We start from the raw sequence: 15,720 nt of genomic DNA, 5'->3' as shown, positions 1-15,720 counted from the left end.
CGTAAATTTTCTTGTAGTATCAACATATCCTAAAATTTCACTTACCTTCTTTACTTCTTCTTCACTTAAAAATGTTTGAAATATATCAAATATAGTGGTAGTATTTTTCATGAGGGCATTCTCCTTAGTATTGTTTTTGTTTGCACTTTAATATTACTATAGAATGACCTCATTTTTTATATATTTTTATTTACGTTTTTTGATTAATCAACACTTATGATTAATTATGTTATAATAAGTAAAATATGAAACTATAATCTAATAATATAGAATAATAGATATTGTATTGATGATTAATTGATGAGGTGAAAAATAATGAAAGAATATAGTTGGACAATTGTTGGACTGGTTATATCAGGCTTCTTTGGATTACTTGGAATGATATTTTTGATTTTTAAAGAAAAAGCATGTGTTCTTATATCTGGATATAATTTGAAGACTAAAAAAGAAAGAGAGGAATATGATGAGGTTTGTTTGAGCAAAGATGAACGCAATTTCTTCTTTAGATGTGCAATCATTTTTTTGATTGGAGCAGTAATATCAATATTTATTGGTTCATTATCCTTTTGGATTGCTTTTGTAGTGTGGCTTGTATATTTTTTTAAAAATTTACATTTCAATGATGAAAAAGCATTTGCTAAATATAAAAGAAAAATATAATTTGTGGTGTATTTAATATGAATTATTCTTATATTGAGAATTATAAGTGGACAATCCCATCTATAATTTAACGGCTATATTTCAACATTATATTGAAACACAGCCTAATTTAAATATATTTTCGATGAGCTATCTATAAAATTTATATTTTAGGTGGCTTGTTTATAAATTTATTAAAGCTTTATCCACAAAAATTATTTTTAAATTTATACACAATATTTCTCTTTTTATTTATCCACATATTAAATTAATTCTAGTTTTCCACAAAATAAAAAGATTATTTTATTAACAAAAAGTGATTTTTCAAAATAGAAATACTATTACTAGAAAATAAATTATATGTACATACTTACTTATAGACAATACAAGAATATTTGATTACCATAGAATTAATAATAATCCTAATTAGGAGGAAGAAACATGAATGAATTATTAGTACCTATAAGTAATGGTCAATTCAAAAATAAAGTTGACATAAGATTTAATAATATACTAGATGGCTTTGATTTATTTAAAAATTTTACTCTTAAATCTAACAACATAGAAGATGGAGAAAATAAAATTATTGAATTTGTAGAAAGAATTTTTGAAGAAAATAGTAATGAAGCCTATATAGACTTTTATATAAATAAAATCTCGGATGAAGATAAAGAAAAGCTTATTTCCTTAGTTCCTGATTCAGATAAAAAAATATTAGAACTTCATTTAAATGCTAAGCCTCATAATGGAGTTTTTTATAAGTTACTTAATAAAACTCTTATTCCATTTTTAGTCCGTTTAAATACAAGAGAAGTTTTCTTTGTTACATTTTATTTTGTCAATAAACCTATTACCATATGGGGAAATTATGATTTGAAGTTTCCTTGTTTCTTTAATAATGAGAATGATCTAGAATTTTATTATAGATTATCAAAATCCCTTAGTTTCTATGATTAAATAATACTTTCATAAGTAGAACATAAAAGAAATGGACATCTAAAATCATTTGAAAAATCATTTTGGATGTCTATTTAATTACTTATTAAACTTTCGCATTTTTTAATTGTGCATATTCTTAGATTTCTGTGCACACTTGTCAATGGCTTGAATAACACTATTTCTAAATCCTAGTTTTTCTAGTTCAACAACAGCATCAATTGTAGTCCCTTCAGGCGAGCAAACCATATCTTTTAATTCACCAGGATGTTTTCCTGTTTCTAATACCATTTTAGCAGAACCTAAAACACTTTGTGCTGCCATCTTATAAGCTTTAACTCTAGGTATACCTAATTTTACAGCACCATCTGCCATAGCTTCTATGAACATAAATACATATGCAGGTGATGATCCACACAACGCAGTGAATCCATGGAAGTCTTTTTCATCTAGGTGAACGCACTCTCCAAAACTTTCAAAAATTTTAAAACAATAATCTAGTTCATCTTTACTTATATTTTTATTTGGGCATACTGCAGACATAGCTTGCCCTACAAGTGCGGGTGTATTTGGCATAGTTCTAATTATCTTAAAATCATCTCCAAGCCATTCTTCCATATTACCAATCGTAATCCCTGCTGCTACAGTAATAATCAACTTATCTTTAGTTAACTCTGATTTAATTTCATCTATTATTGCTTTATACATAAAAGGTTTAACAGCTAAAATTATAATCTCAGCTTCTTTTGCAACAACCTTACTATCTAAAGTTGTTATTACTTGAAACTGCTCTTCTAATTTCTTTGCAGATAATTCAGTTTTAGTAGAAATTATTATATTATCAGCTTTTAGAAATGCTGATTTAATCAATCCTCCCACCATAGAACTGCCCATATTTCCACAACCAATAAATCCAATTTTTTTACTCATATCATAGCCCCCATTTTAAAATTTTATTGTTATAAATTCAAATTTTATGATTTTATATAAATATTTAAATTTTAATCCACCACAATCATAGGATAGCGTATATTAATAATTGACAAACTACAATTAAATATGAAGGGAGGAATATATATGAAAGGTAATTCTTTAATATATAATAATTCTTTAATAAACCAAAAAGACTTTATTAATGATATTTTGCATCCGACTCTAAAAGAACAACTTCCTACATTCGAAATTAAAGAAACTCCTGAATTTTATTGTATAAATATAGATTCATTTTATGGCAATAAGCATATATTAGAAATATCTTATAAAAATAACTTTTTAATATTAAAAATTAAATTTAAAAATACTCTGAAAAACTCAGTGCCCAAAAGAATATTTTATTTATCAAATATTGATTTAAACAATATACTACTCCATGATTATAGGCACAATGTAAAATTAATAATTCCAAAAGAGCTTTAGCTCATATTTAATATAACATTATTTACATTATTTTTATAAAATTATGTTATATTGTAACCATTCAAAGATATAAGAAATGTTTAAGCCTTAAAAACTTAATCTCTTATATCTTTTTACTAATTTTATTATTTCTAATTTACTAAAATTCTATTCTCTATGAATTACATCTAAATTTCCAAACTTACTGAATTGTCCAAGCCAAGCAAGCTTCGCAGTTCCTACTGGACCATTTCTTTGCTTCGCTATTATACATTCTCCAATATTTTTATCTTCAGTTTCCTTATTGTAGTATTCGTCTCTATACAGGAACATAACTATATCTGCATCTTGTTCTATAGAACCTGATTCCCTCAAATCTGATAGCATTGGCCTATGATCTGCTCTTTGCTCAGGTGCACGTGATAATTGTGATAAGGCTATCACTGGGCATTCCATCTCTTTAGCTAATGCCTTAATAGATCTAGATATTTCTGATACTTCTTGTTGCCTATTATCACTACCAGCACCTCCAGACATAAGTTGTAAATAGTCTATAATAATTAAATCTATTCCATATTCTATTTTAAGTCTTCTGCATTTTGATCTCATCTCCATAACAGTTACGCCTGCAGTATCATCTATATAAATTTTTGCCTTTGAAAGTGGCCCTGCTGCCATAGCAATATTCTCCCAATCTTTATCCTCTAAGGTTCCTGTTCTAAGTTTTAACATATCAACATTCGCTTCTGAGCAAAGCAATTTATAAGCTAATTGTTCCTTAGACATTTCTAAAGAAAATATTACAACACTCTTATGTTCTCTAAGCGCTGCATGTTCTGCTATATTTAAAGCAAATGTTGTTTTTCCCATTGAAGGTCTGGCTGCAATTAATATCATATCGCCACTTTGAAATCCAGAAGTTTTTGCATCTAAATCAGTGAATCCAGATCCAACTCCAGTGATTTCCCCTTTATTATTAAAGAGTTTTTCTATTTGTTCAAATCCTCTTTCTAATACATCACTTAAAGGCTCGAAATCCTTTGTTGTTCTCTTTTCTGCTATGTTAAATATTTTCTTTTCTGCAAAATCTACAACATCTTCTACTTGGCTTTGGTTAGTATAACTTTCTTCAATTATTGTAGTTGATGCCTTAATAAGCTTTCTTAAAGTAGACTTATCAGAAACAATTTTTATATATGCACTTAGATTCGCAGTAGTTGGTACAGAGGAACTTAATTCTGTTATATATGTTACTCCTCCAGCGCTTTCAAGAGCATCCGTACTTTTTAAATATTCTAATAAAGTTAACAAATCTACTGCTATATCATTTCTAAACATCTCTAATATAGTTTTATATATTACCTTATGACCATCTCTATAAAAATCCTCTTCTTCTAAACTTTCCAATACTTTAGAAATGGCATACTTATCTATAATCATAGATCCTATAACTGATTGTTCCGCTTCTACACTTTGAGGCAAACTTCTCATAACTGATGCATCCAAGTTTTATTCCTCCCTTCTAATTATCTTATCAACTGACAATTATTTTTTGCATTTTATCATACGTAATTTAATTCATACTAATTCTATCATTTCTTAACTATAAAAAAAAGCCTCCTAATTATTAAGGAGACTTATTTTTTTGAATGTGCCTAATTAAATGCAATATCCATAAGCTCTTCTATTGATTCTATAGTTTTAACTTCTATATCTTCTGTTTTTAAAGGAATTTCTTTCTCATTATCTTTTGGAATTAAAACAAGCTTTATTCCCATTCTTCTAGCACCATATACCTTTTCAAATATTCCCCCAACTGGTTTAATTCTACCTTTAAGAGATATTTCTCCCGTAATTGCTATATCTTGTCTTACAGGTTTATTTAATAGTGAACTTATTATACAAATAGTAATTGCTGCTCCTGCTGAAGGGCCATCTATTTTCCCTCCACCAATGATATTAACATGAATGTCATAATCCTTAATGTCCTTATCTGTTAAATTTCTAATAACTGATGCAGCATTAAATACAGAATCCTTAGCCATGGTTCCAGCTGTATCATTAAATCTAACCACACCAGTCCCTTTTTTCTTTGCTGGGAAAACTGCTGCTTCAATCTCTATTGTAGACCCTAAAAATCCACTTACACCTAATCCATAAACATGACCTATTTCTCTTTTATCTATATTTATTAGTCTTTCAAATGGAGTATATCTTCCAATTGATATTACCTCTTCTAAGTCTGATAACTTTATTTCCAAATTATCTATGAATTCTTTATTACAATGTAATGCATATCCATATGTATCTGTTAATATATTTACAGCTTTCCTACCTTCAAAGGTATAATTACTAATTTTTTTTGCAACCCCATTTTCTAATCTAACCTTTAGTTTTTTTGCTGCATCTTCCACTATAAGCATTATATCAGAAGAAGATAAAGGTTCAAAATATACTTCTGTACATCTTGATCTCAGAGCTGGGTTGATTTCACTTGGACTCTTAGTTGTGGCTCCAATTAAAACAAAATCTGCAGGTGCTCCATTATCAAAAAGATACTTTATATATTTAGGAGTCATCTCATCATCTGGATCATAATATGATGATGAAAATTCAACTCTCTTATCTTCTAAAACTTTTAAGAGCTTATTTTGAAGCATAGAATCTAATTCTCCTATCTCATCTATGAACAATATGCCACCATGAGCCTGAGTAACTAATCCTGGCTTTGGCTCTGGTATACCAACCTCTGCCAAATCCCTCTTACTTCCTTGGTATATAGGATCATGTACTGAACCTAATAGGGGATTTGTTATCTCTCTAGGATCCCATCTTAATGTAGTTCCATCAACCTCAACGAATTTAGATTTATCATCAAATGGAGTAAATAAAAGTTTTTTTACTTCATCTAAGGCAAGTCTTGCTGCTGTAGTCTTTCCAACTCCGGGTGGTCCATATAATATTATATGCTGTGGGTATGGTGATGAAAGCTTTGATATTAATGATTTAATAGCCCGCTCTTGACCAACTACTTGATCAAAGTTCATTGGTCTTAAAAAACTCATAATATTTTTGCTTGTAGTTCTGCTATCTAATTCTGTTAAATTATTTAATTTACTTATAGTCTTCTTATTTTCAACACCTTTTTGTTTGTTTATTACAGAAAGTCTAACCTCATCGATATACTTTTCTTGTTTCTCCATAATAGACTTCTCAACTTGAGATTCAATCTTATTTTGAACATACCTCTTAGCTAACTCATTTGAAATCAATCTTACAGTTTTATCTATAGCTTTTTGTAATTCATCTTTTTTAGGTATAATCTTTAAATCCTTACCTTCAGCTAATATAGTATTTAATGCAAAAACCTTCTCGCAAGGATTTGATGATTGTATAAATTTATCTAATTTAAATCTCACTGTTCTAGCTCTAAATGCACCTTTATCAAGAACATTTTTAGTTATAGAAAATAATGCTTCTATTTGTGATTCTAACGATAAAGTTCCTGAAATAATATCCTGTAATAAGTCTACATTATCATATGAATTCAAAATTAATCCTCCTTATGCTTGTGGAACAATAATCACCTTCATTTTAGTACTAACTTCTGGATATAATTTAACATCTATTTCATATCCACCTGCTAATTTTATTGTATCCATAACAATTTTCTTTTTATCTATTTCAATTTTGTACTGTTCTTTAATTAATTCAGCAACATCTTTACTAGTAATTGCTCCAAACAACTTTCCATTTTCCCCAGTCTTAGCTTTTATTGTTATTTCTTTTCCTTTTAACTCTCCAGCTAACTTTTGTGCTGCTTCAAGTTCAGCTAATTTTTGCTTTCTTTCATTTTCTTTTTTATTATTTAAAATATGCATATTTGAATCATTAGCTTCTTGTGCTAATTTCCTTGGAAATAAAAAATTTCTTGCATATCCATCTGATGCCTCAATAACATCACCTTTTTTACCCACTTTTTTAACATCTTGTAATAAAATAACTTTCATATCTATTCACCTATCCTTAAATAATTTTTCATTGCTTCTTTTAATTCACAAATAACACCTTCAATTGTATTATTTGATATCTTAGCTCCAGCAATATTCATATGTCCTCCACCACCTAGTGCTTCTAGGACAACCTGAACATTAATATCTCCAACGGACCTTCCACTAATATATATATCATTATTTATTTCACCTAAAACAAAGCTTACAGAAATACCTGATATATTTAGTAGTTCATCAGCAGCTTTTGCTATAATTACAGTATCTATGTTTTTAGGCGTTATTGCAATAGCTGTATTATCATTTACTTCTGCTGATTTTATTGTTTCTGCAATAAGCAAGTAATCTTCTAAATCGTCAGTGAACATTTTTTTTATTTCAATTAGATCTGCACCTAAAGATTTTAAAAATGATGCAGCATCAAAAGTTCTGACTCCTGTCTTAAAGGAAAAACCCTTAGTATCCATAAAAATACCTGCAAGTAGCCCTTCTGCTTCTGTTCTTGTTAAATTCGGCTTATCAGCCATATACTGAATAATTTCCGTAACCATTTCAGATGTAGATGATGCATATACTTCTATGTAATTTAATATATCATGTTCTATCATATCAGGGCTTCTTCTGTGATGATCTATTATAACCTTTCTTTGTGCCTTATCTACTAATGATAAGTCAGCAATATAACTCTTATTATGAACATCTACAATGATAACTAATGTTTTACTATCTAACTCATCCTTTGCATCTTCTATAGATATAAATAAATCATCATATTTAGATTCTTTGTTTAGTTTATTTAGGTAATAGTCGATAGCATTAGTATCATTATCCAATACAATATTACAAATTTTACCTAGTTGTTTAACAACACTAGCTAATCCGACTGCTGATCCAAAGCAATCCATATCAGGATTTTTATGTCCTATAATATATACTTTACTACTTTCATAAATTAATTCACCTAGAGCTCTAGCAATAACTCTTGCCTTTACTTTAGTTCTTTTTTCTATCTCTTTAGTATTGCCACCAAAGAATTTTATGTCATTATTAGTTTTGACCACAACTTGATCTCCACCTCTACCTAATGCTAACTCTTTTGCTATGTTGGCATTATTGTAATTCTCTAAAGGGGACATTCCACCTTTTCCTACCCCTATACTTAATGTCACCTCAATGGAATTACCTTTATCAATTTTTGAAATTATCTCTATTATATTAAATTTTTGTTTTATTTCATCTTCAATATATTTATCTTGAATAGACAGAACATACTTATTAGTGTCGTATCTTTTAATCATTGCTTTTAAATTATTAGCATAGGAATTTATTGTTCTTTCTATTTCAGCAACCAAAAGAGGTCTGTTATTTTCATCAGTTTTGTCTAATGCTTCAGTAAAATTATCTACTTCTATTAGCATTACACTTTCTTGCGTAGTTCCATAATCTATAAGTTTTGTTATGTCATTAAAAGACAGTAAGTATAAATACTTTTTATTTTTTGTTTCAATTAAAGTAGCATATACATCATATAATTTACTATTAATGTTTAACCTTTGGTGTAAATTATCCTCATGCTTTAGTATATTATCTAGATTTAATCCTCTAGTTATACTTAAAATATTTTTTTCTGAATCTTCTCCATTGGATTTTAATGTATTAAATAAATGATTATACCATACTAATTCTCCATCTTCTTTTATCAAGGCTAATGGATAAATAATTTTTAATACATTCTCTGATATTCCATTATTTATGCATTTTATAAATTCATTGTCATCATTTTCTTTTCTCCAATAATAATTTAGTTGGTGAAAATTATCTATCAAATAGATTATGATGATAATTATACCTATTCCTATATAATTATATAAGAATAATATTATTAAAATTGCAATTAATAATCCAGGCTTAAGCAAACGTTTAATCATAGTTATCCAATTCATAAAAAGCCTCCTAAGATATATTTAATCTCTTCTCTTGTTAATATAATGTTTTAACTTACTTAAGCTTTTGCCTTCTTTTTCAACTTGATCTTCTGCTCTTATTCCCAAATCTAATTTTGATTTTATAACATGATCTGTATCCACAAATGAATATCCTAGTTTTTCCCCTAAGATATATAATACGATTATAGCACCTGAAATACAATCTACTATAGAATCACGTGCTATATTATTACCTTTTGTTAAAAGCTTAAAAAACTCCCCTATTATACAAAGAAGTTGCGCTTTTAAATCTTCTATAATTTTAATGTTAGTCATTATATTAAAATTATCTTTTCTCATAATCATATCACCTCTCTCAAAACCCTTGTATTCTTATTTTAAATTTTTTTTATAAGTATTGCAAGAATTTATAATTTTTTTACTATATTTTACCATATCCTAGAGAGATGTGCTTAATATTTATATTTTTTTATATTAAAAACCCCCTGATTTCTCAGGGGGAATAATAATTATTACCTTTATTCAGTTGTAAATGGTAATAATGCTATGTTTCTTGCTCTCTTAATTGAAGATGTTAATTCTCTTTGATGCTTAGCACAAGTTCCAGAAATTCTTCTTGGAAGAATCTTTCCTCTTTCTGTAACATATTTTCTAAGCTTATTTATGTCTTTATAGTCGATAAATTCAGACTTATCTGAACAAAAAGCACAAACTTTCTTTCTAGTTCTTCTCATTCTACCGCCTGGTCTTCTACTATTGTTACCTTCTTCTCTCATTTTATTCCCTCCTTACCTTAATTTTAGAAAGGCATATCTCCATCATCTACTGGAGTTATATCCTCTTCAAAGTTTCCACCACCAAATGCATCATTTGCTGGTGCTGAATATTCATTGCTATTACTAAAACTATTCCCTGATGAATTATTGCTTCCTTTACTTCCTAGGAATTCAACTCCACCAAATTGATCTGCTACAACTTCAGTAACATATCTCTTAGTTCCGTCTTTAGCATCATAACTTCTGGTTTGAATTCTACCACTAATAGCCACTTGGCTACCTTTACTCATGTAATTAGCAGTACTTTCAGCTTGTTTGCCCCATACTACTACAGGTACAAAATCTGCTTCTCTTTGACCAGTTTTTGTGTTATATTTATCAATTGCTAATGTTAAGGTTGTTACTGCTGCTCCACTTCCTGGAGTAAATCTTAGTTCTGGATCTTTTGTTAATCTTCCAATTAGAACTACTTTATTCATTTACAACACCACCTTATACTTGTTCATTAACAATGATATGTCTGATAACACCATCTGTGATTTTGAATATTCTATCTAACTCTCTTGGTAATTCAGGGCTAGCAGTAAAGCTAAATAAAGTATAATAACCTTCACCAACTTTTTTAATTTCATAAGCAAGTTTTCTCTTACCCCAGAAATCAACATTATCTACTGTTCCTCCACCATTTTCTATAACACCCTTAAACTTTTCGATGTTAGCTTTAACAGTTTCATCATCGAATGATGGGTTTAATATAAATATAGTTTCGTACTTTCTCATTAATTTCACCTCCTCCCCTCGGACTAACGGCTATGCTTTGCACAGCAGGGATTACAAGTTATGATTATACCATTTAATAAAAAGAAATTCAAGTGATTTCTTTAAATTTCTGCATTAACCACTATTTTTTTTGCTTCTTTTTTAAACTTTCCTCTAGGAATCATTACTATTCTTCCACATCCCGTACATTTTATTTTTATATCTGCACCTACTCTTATTATTTCAAATTGATTTGAGCCACATGGATGTTGCTTTTTCATTTCTACTATATCTCCAAGGCTAAAATTTTCTATCATTTCAAATCCTACTTTCTATATCTTTATTAATTAATTGAGTATTAGAAGAAGCCATATTTATTTTATTCCTATCCAATGCTAATTTTATTACCTTTCTAAGTTCATTTTCCATTTTTGATTGACTAAGTGATTTTGCTTTCCCAGCCACTCTTATTGTGACATTTGATATTCCTAATGTTATAACTCCTAAAACTTCTATAGGCTCATATATATATTCTTCATTCTTGTCTTTAAAATCATCACAAGTAATTTTGATAACATCAATTGTCTTTTCAATATCTTCTTCATAAGAAATATTTACATCTACTATGAATCTAATATCATTTCTTGAATGATTCGTTACTCCAATTATAGAACCATTTGGAATAGAATGGATGTCTCCAGTAAAATCTCTAACTATAGTACTTCTAATACCTATGCTTTTAACAATTCCACTAAATCTTCCTAAGGTTACGTGATCTCCAACTCCAAATTGATTTTCAAATAAAATAAAAAATCCATTAATTAAATCTTTTATTAAACTTTGTGCACCAAGTCCAACTGCAATTCCACCTATACTTGTAAATGTAATTGATATTTGTCCAAATAAAATTGATACTATTATTGATATTCCCATAAAATATACAGAATACTTTAAAAAACTTTTTAATACTTCACCAAGTGTTTTCGCTCTTTGAGAATCTAAAGAAAGCACTGCATTACTCTCAACTTGTCTTTCAACAAACTTTTTTATTAAATGCTTTCCCATTTTTATACAAAAATACATTGTTATTATTACAAAAATTATTTTTATACCTTTATTTACAGCTAATTCAACTTTATCCAATCCTATATTTATAAAGTTTCCTATATGTAGTTGACTATCTTCCATTTCTAGTTTTATCAAACAATTACTATACACATATAATTCTCCTTTCTATTTTTCAACTAAAACATATCCTCCATTCTCTCTAAGATATACATTTTTGTACTCTAATATATGATTATTAGTTATTAAATCTATATCTTCTCTGTCAGCTATTCGCATACATATTCCGCAGCTCATAGCTATAGACGTTGGCGTTGGCATTACTTGGAAAATAAGATTTAATTCTTTTAATTTCTTCTCTGCTACCATTGCGTCATATGTATTTTTGAATACTATTATATAATAATTCATGTTGCACCGTCTCCTATACTCTTATGTTATAATTAATATTATATATATTTTTTTCACTTTATAAAGATAAGAATATCTTTATAATTAAAAACTTATAAATTTTAATGAAAAAGAATTTTTTTTATTTTATAATAATATACAAATGAAATTAAAAGGAGAATACTATGGTTTCACTATTTACTATATTTAAAGCTATATTGATTGGGTTTTGTACAGGATTTGTAGCTTCTATTCCTTTAGGCCCTTCTGGTCTTGAATCTGTTAGTCGCTCACTATCGAAAGGATTTAGAGAAGGGTTTAAAGTATCCCTTGGTGCCGTGTCTGCTGATATTGCATATATAATAATTATAAATCTCGGCTTATTTACTATATTTACCAAAAATCCTAGATTTCACAGCTTATTTTGGATTGTATCTGGAATTGTTTTGATTTTATCTACTAAAATATCATTTAAATCTAAAAACTTGGATTTAAAATTGGAGAAATCAATTAATAGACATTCTTCAAATGGATTTCTAACTGGATTCTTAATAACATTCTTAAACCCAACCACCCCATCCCTATGGATTGCATTGAGTGGAACTGTATTTAATGTCTGGAAGCATCACGGAAGAATATATTTTATATTTTCAATTTCTTCAATGATAATAGGAAGTATAAGTTGGTTTTGTGTTCTTAATTTTTTAGTAAGTAGGGGCTTTAAAAAATTGAATTCTAATCTTACAAATAACACAACAAAATTTTTAGATTATTTTCTTCTCGTCTTGGGTATAATATTTATTATTTTAGGATCTTATAAATTTATTTTTTAGAGGTGAATAATGGAAGTTTATTTAGATAACTCATCAACAACTTTTCCCAAGCCCAAACAAGTTATTGATAGTATGTATAATTATATGCTTAATATAGGTGGAAATGCTGGACGTGGAAATTACAGTAACTCTCTTCAAAGTAACCGATATTTATATGATGCAAGAGAAATTGTTTGTGACTTTTTTGGCTATGATTGTCCTAGTAATGTTATTTTTACCAGTAATGTTACGGTATCTTTAAATATGTTAATTAAAGGTATATTAAAACCGGGAGACCATGTAATAACCTCTTCAATGGAACATAACTCTGTTATCAGACCACTTTTTTCTTGTAAAGAACAGCTTCAAATTAAATTGGATATATTACAAGCAAGCCCTTCTGGTTTTATTAATATAAATGATTTAAAAAAGAGAATTACTTGTAAAACAAAATTGGTTGTAATAACTCAGGCATCCAATGTTACAGGTTCAATTCAAGACATACAAACCATAGGTAAAATATGTAATGAACATAATATATTTTTCATTGTTGATTCTTCTCAAGGTGCAGGAGTCTTAGCTCTTAATATGAAAGATGTAAATGCTAATGCAATAGCCTTTACAGGACATAAAAGTTTATTAGGACCACAGGGCATTGGTGGTTTTATATTGGATTCTAAATTCAATTCTTCTTGTTCTAGCCTACTGCAAGGTGGTACCGGAAGTCTTTCCTCTTCTCTAGAACAACCTGACTTCTTACCAGATAAATTTGAATGCGGAACTCATAATCTTCCTGGTATAGTTGGATTAGCTGAAGGAATTAGGTATATAAATTCTATAGGATTGAATACTATATACGAACATAATCATTATTTAGTAAATTACTTATTAAACCGATTATTAAATATAGATGGAGTAACTGTATATGGTGACTTATCAGGTAAAATGTTAACTACATGCCTTTCTATAAATATTGATTCTTTAGATGCTTCTGAAGTTGGATATAACTTAGAATGTAATGGTATTAAGACTAGATGTGGGCTACATTGTGCTCCTTTAGCTCATAAAACCATAGGCTCTTATCCAAGTGGTACTGTAAGATTAAGTATAAGTTATTTTACATCTAAAGAAGAGTTAGATTATGTACTTTTAATTTTAAATAAAATTGCAATTAATAGATGTTTTTAATTAATATAAATATTAAATTGAGTTTTTTTATTTAAATTAATAACCTAAACTATGAATAAAACCTGCTTTATTGGAAATAAATCTAATAAAAGGAGGTTTATTTATGTGTGAAACTTTTTCTATTGACTCATCATCTTTTAATTCTTATATTAAAATTAAGGATTATCTATTAAAAGAATTAAATCCAATACTCGCTCAAAATAGACCAATTATATTTGTTTGCATTGGTACTGATAGATCTACTGGAGATTCACTTGGACCTTTGGTTGGATATAAATTAAAATACTTATCTAAAAATAACATTCATATTTATGGAACTTTAGAAAATCCAATCCATGCAAAGAATATGGTAGAGGTGTTGTCTAAAATTAAATTTAGTTTCATTAATCCATATATAATTGCTATTGACTCATGTTTAGGTTCATTAAGCAATATCGGCAAAGTATTTATACAAAAGAAGCCCCTTTCTCCTGGATTAGCACTGAATAAACAACTCCCTACCGTTGGAGAAATGAGCATAACTGGTATTGTTAATATATCAGGCAACTTTGAATTTTTAGTTTTACAAAACACTAGATTATGTACAGTAATGAACTTAGCTGATGTAATTTCTAGGGCAATATCCTACTTCATTCTAAAAAGTTTAGATAACTCCAATTCAAGTACTAAAAATATATTTAATATAAAATATTAAATTTTTACTTTATTTATGCTTAAAGCAATTTTGGATTATTTATGCATGGTATATAAATTTTTTGTAATACATATCCGCGTATGTTTTCTCTTATATCTTTTGGCGTAGTTCAAAATTACGCCTATCCATGTTTGAAAAGAACTAAACTATAATTACTAATTTTATATTTTTACGTCTAAATCAATATCCTAATATATGAATCCAATTTCTGTAATATTTCTCAGTTAAAAGTTCTAAAGGACTTTTCCCTTTACATTCCTTAATTCTACTATTTAACTATACAATCAAAATTTCTATAACAAAAGCTAAAAAATAGTGTATTGAGTATGAACAACCAGGCGATTATAGCGGACGAGGACCACAGCCCATAGCCATAAAGCTAATGTATATGAATACTTACTTTCAAGAAAAAAGTAATCTTTTAAAACAACAATAGTTAAAATTTATAGCAATAATCAAGAAGTTAGCTACTATTGTATAAACCTTCCTTATATACAAAAATTATACTAAGAGTTGAATTTTGTACTTATCAGCTACAACGGTATAAATTCTATATTGCTTAGCACAGATCCTAATCTAAATCCAGAAACTATAACCAAATTACGGAGTGCTATTTCAATAAAGTCTTCATTTGTATCATTCAATTTGAACTATGACTATCTTTTATTATTATTCAAATAATTGATAAATATCATTTTAATATGTAATTATTCGAAATAGCCTAAAATTGTTTCACGTGAAACAATTTATATTAATTAATTTTATAATTTAATTTTTATTAATAAAAAATAAAGAGTGCCAAACTAAAAATGGCACTCTATTTGATATGTAAATCTTTATTTATTTTCTTTGTTTGATGCTTTATTTAAAACATATAATTCTTCTTCTGAAAGATCGTATCTTGATATGCCTTTATCAATTGGTTTAGCATAAGTTGTACTTTCCTCCCTTCCATATATGCCTGTTAAGATCACACCATCATTTTTATCATCTAGCATAACTATAGAAAAACTTAGATCACTTCCTACATTTTCAAAAGCTTTATATCTCATAATAGCTACTTTTTGAATGCAATCTTTTAATTTTATTTCTAATCTTTCACATTCTTTT

At 28.0% G+C, this 15,720-nt stretch carries 19 protein-coding genes; 6 read left to right on the top strand and 13 right to left on the bottom strand.

Features of this window, described 5'->3' with window-relative positions:
- Positions 1 to 315 precede the first annotated feature (315 nt).
- On the top strand, positions 316 to 660 hold the full coding sequence (locus LLF98_RS11790; RefSeq protein WP_291703809.1) for a DUF3784 domain-containing protein: 345 nt from the start codon (positions 316 to 318) through the stop codon (positions 658 to 660).
- 420 nt (positions 661 to 1,080) lie between these two features.
- Entirely contained in the window at positions 1,081 to 1,596 is a 516-nt protein-coding gene (locus LLF98_RS11785) for a hypothetical protein (protein ID WP_291703807.1), read from the top strand.
- A 102-nt stretch (positions 1,597 to 1,698) separates the two neighbouring features.
- Here the strand turns inward: LLF98_RS11785 and proC are convergent, their stop codons facing one another.
- Positions 1,699 to 2,505: a pyrroline-5-carboxylate reductase gene (proC, locus tag LLF98_RS11780; RefSeq protein ID WP_291703805.1), complete on the bottom strand. Its 807-nt coding sequence runs from the start codon at positions 2,503 to 2,505 to the stop codon at positions 1,699 to 1,701.
- Between the two features lie 147 nt (positions 2,506 to 2,652).
- Here proC and LLF98_RS11775 point away from each other — a divergent pair, with 147 nt between their 5' ends.
- A complete protein-coding gene (locus tag LLF98_RS11775; RefSeq protein ID WP_291703803.1) occupies positions 2,653 to 2,991 on the top strand; it encodes a hypothetical protein in 339 nt (112 codons plus the stop codon).
- A gap of 147 nt (positions 2,992 to 3,138) precedes the next feature.
- On the opposite strand, the gene LLF98_RS11770 is transcribed toward LLF98_RS11775, so the two are convergent.
- The 11 genes from LLF98_RS11770 to LLF98_RS11720 form a co-directional block, all read right to left on the bottom strand.
- Complete coding sequence (locus tag LLF98_RS11770) at positions 3,139 to 4,476, bottom strand: replicative DNA helicase (RefSeq protein WP_291703800.1); 1,338 nt, start codon at positions 4,474 to 4,476, stop codon at positions 3,139 to 3,141.
- 149 nt (positions 4,477 to 4,625) lie between these two features.
- Positions 4,626 to 6,521 carry a Lon family ATP-dependent protease gene (gene lonC, locus LLF98_RS11765; RefSeq protein ID WP_291703798.1) on the bottom strand — a complete coding sequence of 632 codons (1,896 nt, stop codon included), beginning with the start codon at positions 6,519 to 6,521 and terminating at the stop codon, positions 4,626 to 4,628.
- A 12-nt stretch (positions 6,522 to 6,533) separates the two neighbouring features.
- Positions 6,534 to 6,980: a 50S ribosomal protein L9 gene (gene rplI, locus LLF98_RS11760; RefSeq protein ID WP_291703796.1), complete on the bottom strand. Its 447-nt coding sequence runs from the start codon at positions 6,978 to 6,980 to the stop codon at positions 6,534 to 6,536.
- 2 nt (positions 6,981 to 6,982) lie between these two features.
- Positions 6,983 to 8,923 carry a DHH family phosphoesterase gene (locus LLF98_RS11755; protein ID WP_291703794.1) on the bottom strand — a complete coding sequence of 647 codons (1,941 nt, stop codon included), beginning with the start codon at positions 8,921 to 8,923 and terminating at the stop codon, positions 6,983 to 6,985.
- A gap of 21 nt (positions 8,924 to 8,944) precedes the next feature.
- Positions 8,945 to 9,265 (bottom strand): MazG-like family protein, encoded by a 321-nt coding sequence (locus tag LLF98_RS11750; protein WP_291703792.1) that lies wholly within the window; start codon positions 9,263 to 9,265, stop codon positions 8,945 to 8,947.
- Positions 9,266 to 9,444: 179 nt separating this feature from the next.
- Complete coding sequence (gene rpsR, locus LLF98_RS11745; RefSeq protein ID WP_224035637.1) at positions 9,445 to 9,702, bottom strand: 30S ribosomal protein S18; 258 nt, start codon at positions 9,700 to 9,702, stop codon at positions 9,445 to 9,447.
- 23 nt (positions 9,703 to 9,725) lie between these two features.
- Entirely contained in the window at positions 9,726 to 10,181 is a 456-nt protein-coding gene (locus tag LLF98_RS11740) for a single-stranded DNA-binding protein (protein ID WP_291703791.1), read from the bottom strand.
- Positions 10,182 to 10,194: 13 nt separating this feature from the next.
- On the bottom strand, positions 10,195 to 10,482 hold the full coding sequence (gene rpsF, locus LLF98_RS11735) for a 30S ribosomal protein S6 (RefSeq protein WP_291703789.1): 288 nt from the start codon (positions 10,480 to 10,482) through the stop codon (positions 10,195 to 10,197).
- A gap of 101 nt (positions 10,483 to 10,583) precedes the next feature.
- Complete coding sequence (locus LLF98_RS11730; protein WP_291703787.1) at positions 10,584 to 10,778, bottom strand: DUF951 domain-containing protein; 195 nt, start codon at positions 10,776 to 10,778, stop codon at positions 10,584 to 10,586.
- Between the two features lies 1 nt (position 10,779).
- Positions 10,780 to 11,679, bottom strand: a complete 900-nt coding sequence (locus tag LLF98_RS11725; RefSeq protein WP_291703785.1) for a mechanosensitive ion channel family protein — start codon at positions 11,677 to 11,679, stop codon at positions 10,780 to 10,782.
- A gap of 15 nt (positions 11,680 to 11,694) precedes the next feature.
- Positions 11,695 to 11,937, bottom strand: coding sequence for a DUF3343 domain-containing protein (locus LLF98_RS11720; RefSeq protein WP_291703783.1), 243 nt, complete (start codon positions 11,935 to 11,937; stop codon positions 11,695 to 11,697).
- Between the two features lie 164 nt (positions 11,938 to 12,101).
- On the opposite strand from LLF98_RS11720, the gene LLF98_RS11715 reads away from it, so the two are divergent.
- The 3 genes from LLF98_RS11715 (at position 12,102) to yyaC (ending at position 14,610) form a co-directional block, all read left to right on the top strand.
- Positions 12,102 to 12,749 (top strand): LysE family transporter, encoded by a 648-nt coding sequence (locus tag LLF98_RS11715; protein ID WP_291703781.1) that lies wholly within the window; start codon positions 12,102 to 12,104, stop codon positions 12,747 to 12,749.
- Between the two features lie 9 nt (positions 12,750 to 12,758).
- The gene (locus LLF98_RS11710) at positions 12,759 to 13,916 is read left to right on the top strand and encodes an aminotransferase class V-fold PLP-dependent enzyme (RefSeq protein WP_291703779.1); all 1,158 of its coding nucleotides are present in this window, start codon (positions 12,759 to 12,761) and stop codon (positions 13,914 to 13,916) included.
- A gap of 103 nt (positions 13,917 to 14,019) precedes the next feature.
- Positions 14,020 to 14,610, top strand: coding sequence for a spore protease YyaC (gene yyaC, locus LLF98_RS11705; RefSeq protein ID WP_291703777.1), 591 nt, complete (start codon positions 14,020 to 14,022; stop codon positions 14,608 to 14,610).
- A gap of 836 nt (positions 14,611 to 15,446) precedes the next feature.
- Here the strand turns inward: yyaC and LLF98_RS11700 are convergent.
- Positions 15,447 to 15,720 (bottom strand): DUF4446 family protein (locus tag LLF98_RS11700; RefSeq protein WP_291703775.1); only part of this gene is annotated, 274 nt, incomplete at its 5' end.

It is taken from the genome of Clostridium sp., assembly GCF_021372645.1.
Taxonomy (GTDB): Bacteria; Bacillota; Clostridia; order Clostridiales; family Clostridiaceae; genus Clostridium.
This window is presented reverse-complemented; position numbering and strand designations above follow the sequence as displayed.

Excerpts from the sequence above, each read along its gene's own strand:
- proC (WP_291703805.1), bottom strand. The coding sequence starts at position 2,505 with ATGAGTAAAAAAATTGGATTTATTGGTTGTGGAAATATGGGCAGTTCT.
- LLF98_RS11740 (WP_291703791.1), bottom strand. The coding sequence starts at position 10,181 with ATGAATAAAGTAGTTCTAATTGGAAGATTAACAAAAGATCCAGAACTA.
- rpsF (WP_291703789.1), bottom strand. The coding sequence starts at position 10,482 with ATGAGAAAGTACGAAACTATATTTATATTAAACCCATCATTCGATGAT.
- yyaC (WP_291703777.1), top strand. The coding sequence starts at position 14,020 with ATGTGTGAAACTTTTTCTATTGACTCATCATCTTTTAATTCTTATATT.
- LLF98_RS11715 (WP_291703781.1), top strand. The coding sequence starts at position 12,102 with ATGGTTTCACTATTTACTATATTTAAAGCTATATTGATTGGGTTTTGT.
- rpsR (WP_224035637.1), bottom strand. The coding sequence starts at position 9,702 with ATGAGAGAAGAAGGTAACAATAGTAGAAGACCAGGCGGTAGAATGAGA.
- LLF98_RS11720 (WP_291703783.1), bottom strand. The coding sequence starts at position 11,937 with ATGAATTATTATATAATAGTATTCAAAAATACATATGACGCAATGGTA.
- LLF98_RS11730 (WP_291703787.1), bottom strand. The coding sequence starts at position 10,778 with ATGATAGAAAATTTTAGCCTTGGAGATATAGTAGAAATGAAAAAGCAA.
- LLF98_RS11775 (WP_291703803.1), top strand. The coding sequence starts at position 2,653 with ATGAAAGGTAATTCTTTAATATATAATAATTCTTTAATAAACCAAAAA.
- LLF98_RS11790 (WP_291703809.1), top strand. The coding sequence starts at position 316 with ATGAAAGAATATAGTTGGACAATTGTTGGACTGGTTATATCAGGCTTC.
- rplI (WP_291703796.1), bottom strand. The coding sequence starts at position 6,980 with ATGAAAGTTATTTTATTACAAGATGTTAAAAAAGTGGGTAAAAAAGGT.
- LLF98_RS11755 (WP_291703794.1), bottom strand. The coding sequence starts at position 8,923 with ATGAATTGGATAACTATGATTAAACGTTTGCTTAAGCCTGGATTATTA.
- LLF98_RS11750 (WP_291703792.1), bottom strand. The coding sequence starts at position 9,265 with ATGAGAAAAGATAATTTTAATATAATGACTAACATTAAAATTATAGAA.
- LLF98_RS11710 (WP_291703779.1), top strand. The coding sequence starts at position 12,759 with ATGGAAGTTTATTTAGATAACTCATCAACAACTTTTCCCAAGCCCAAA.
- LLF98_RS11785 (WP_291703807.1), top strand. The coding sequence starts at position 1,081 with ATGAATGAATTATTAGTACCTATAAGTAATGGTCAATTCAAAAATAAA.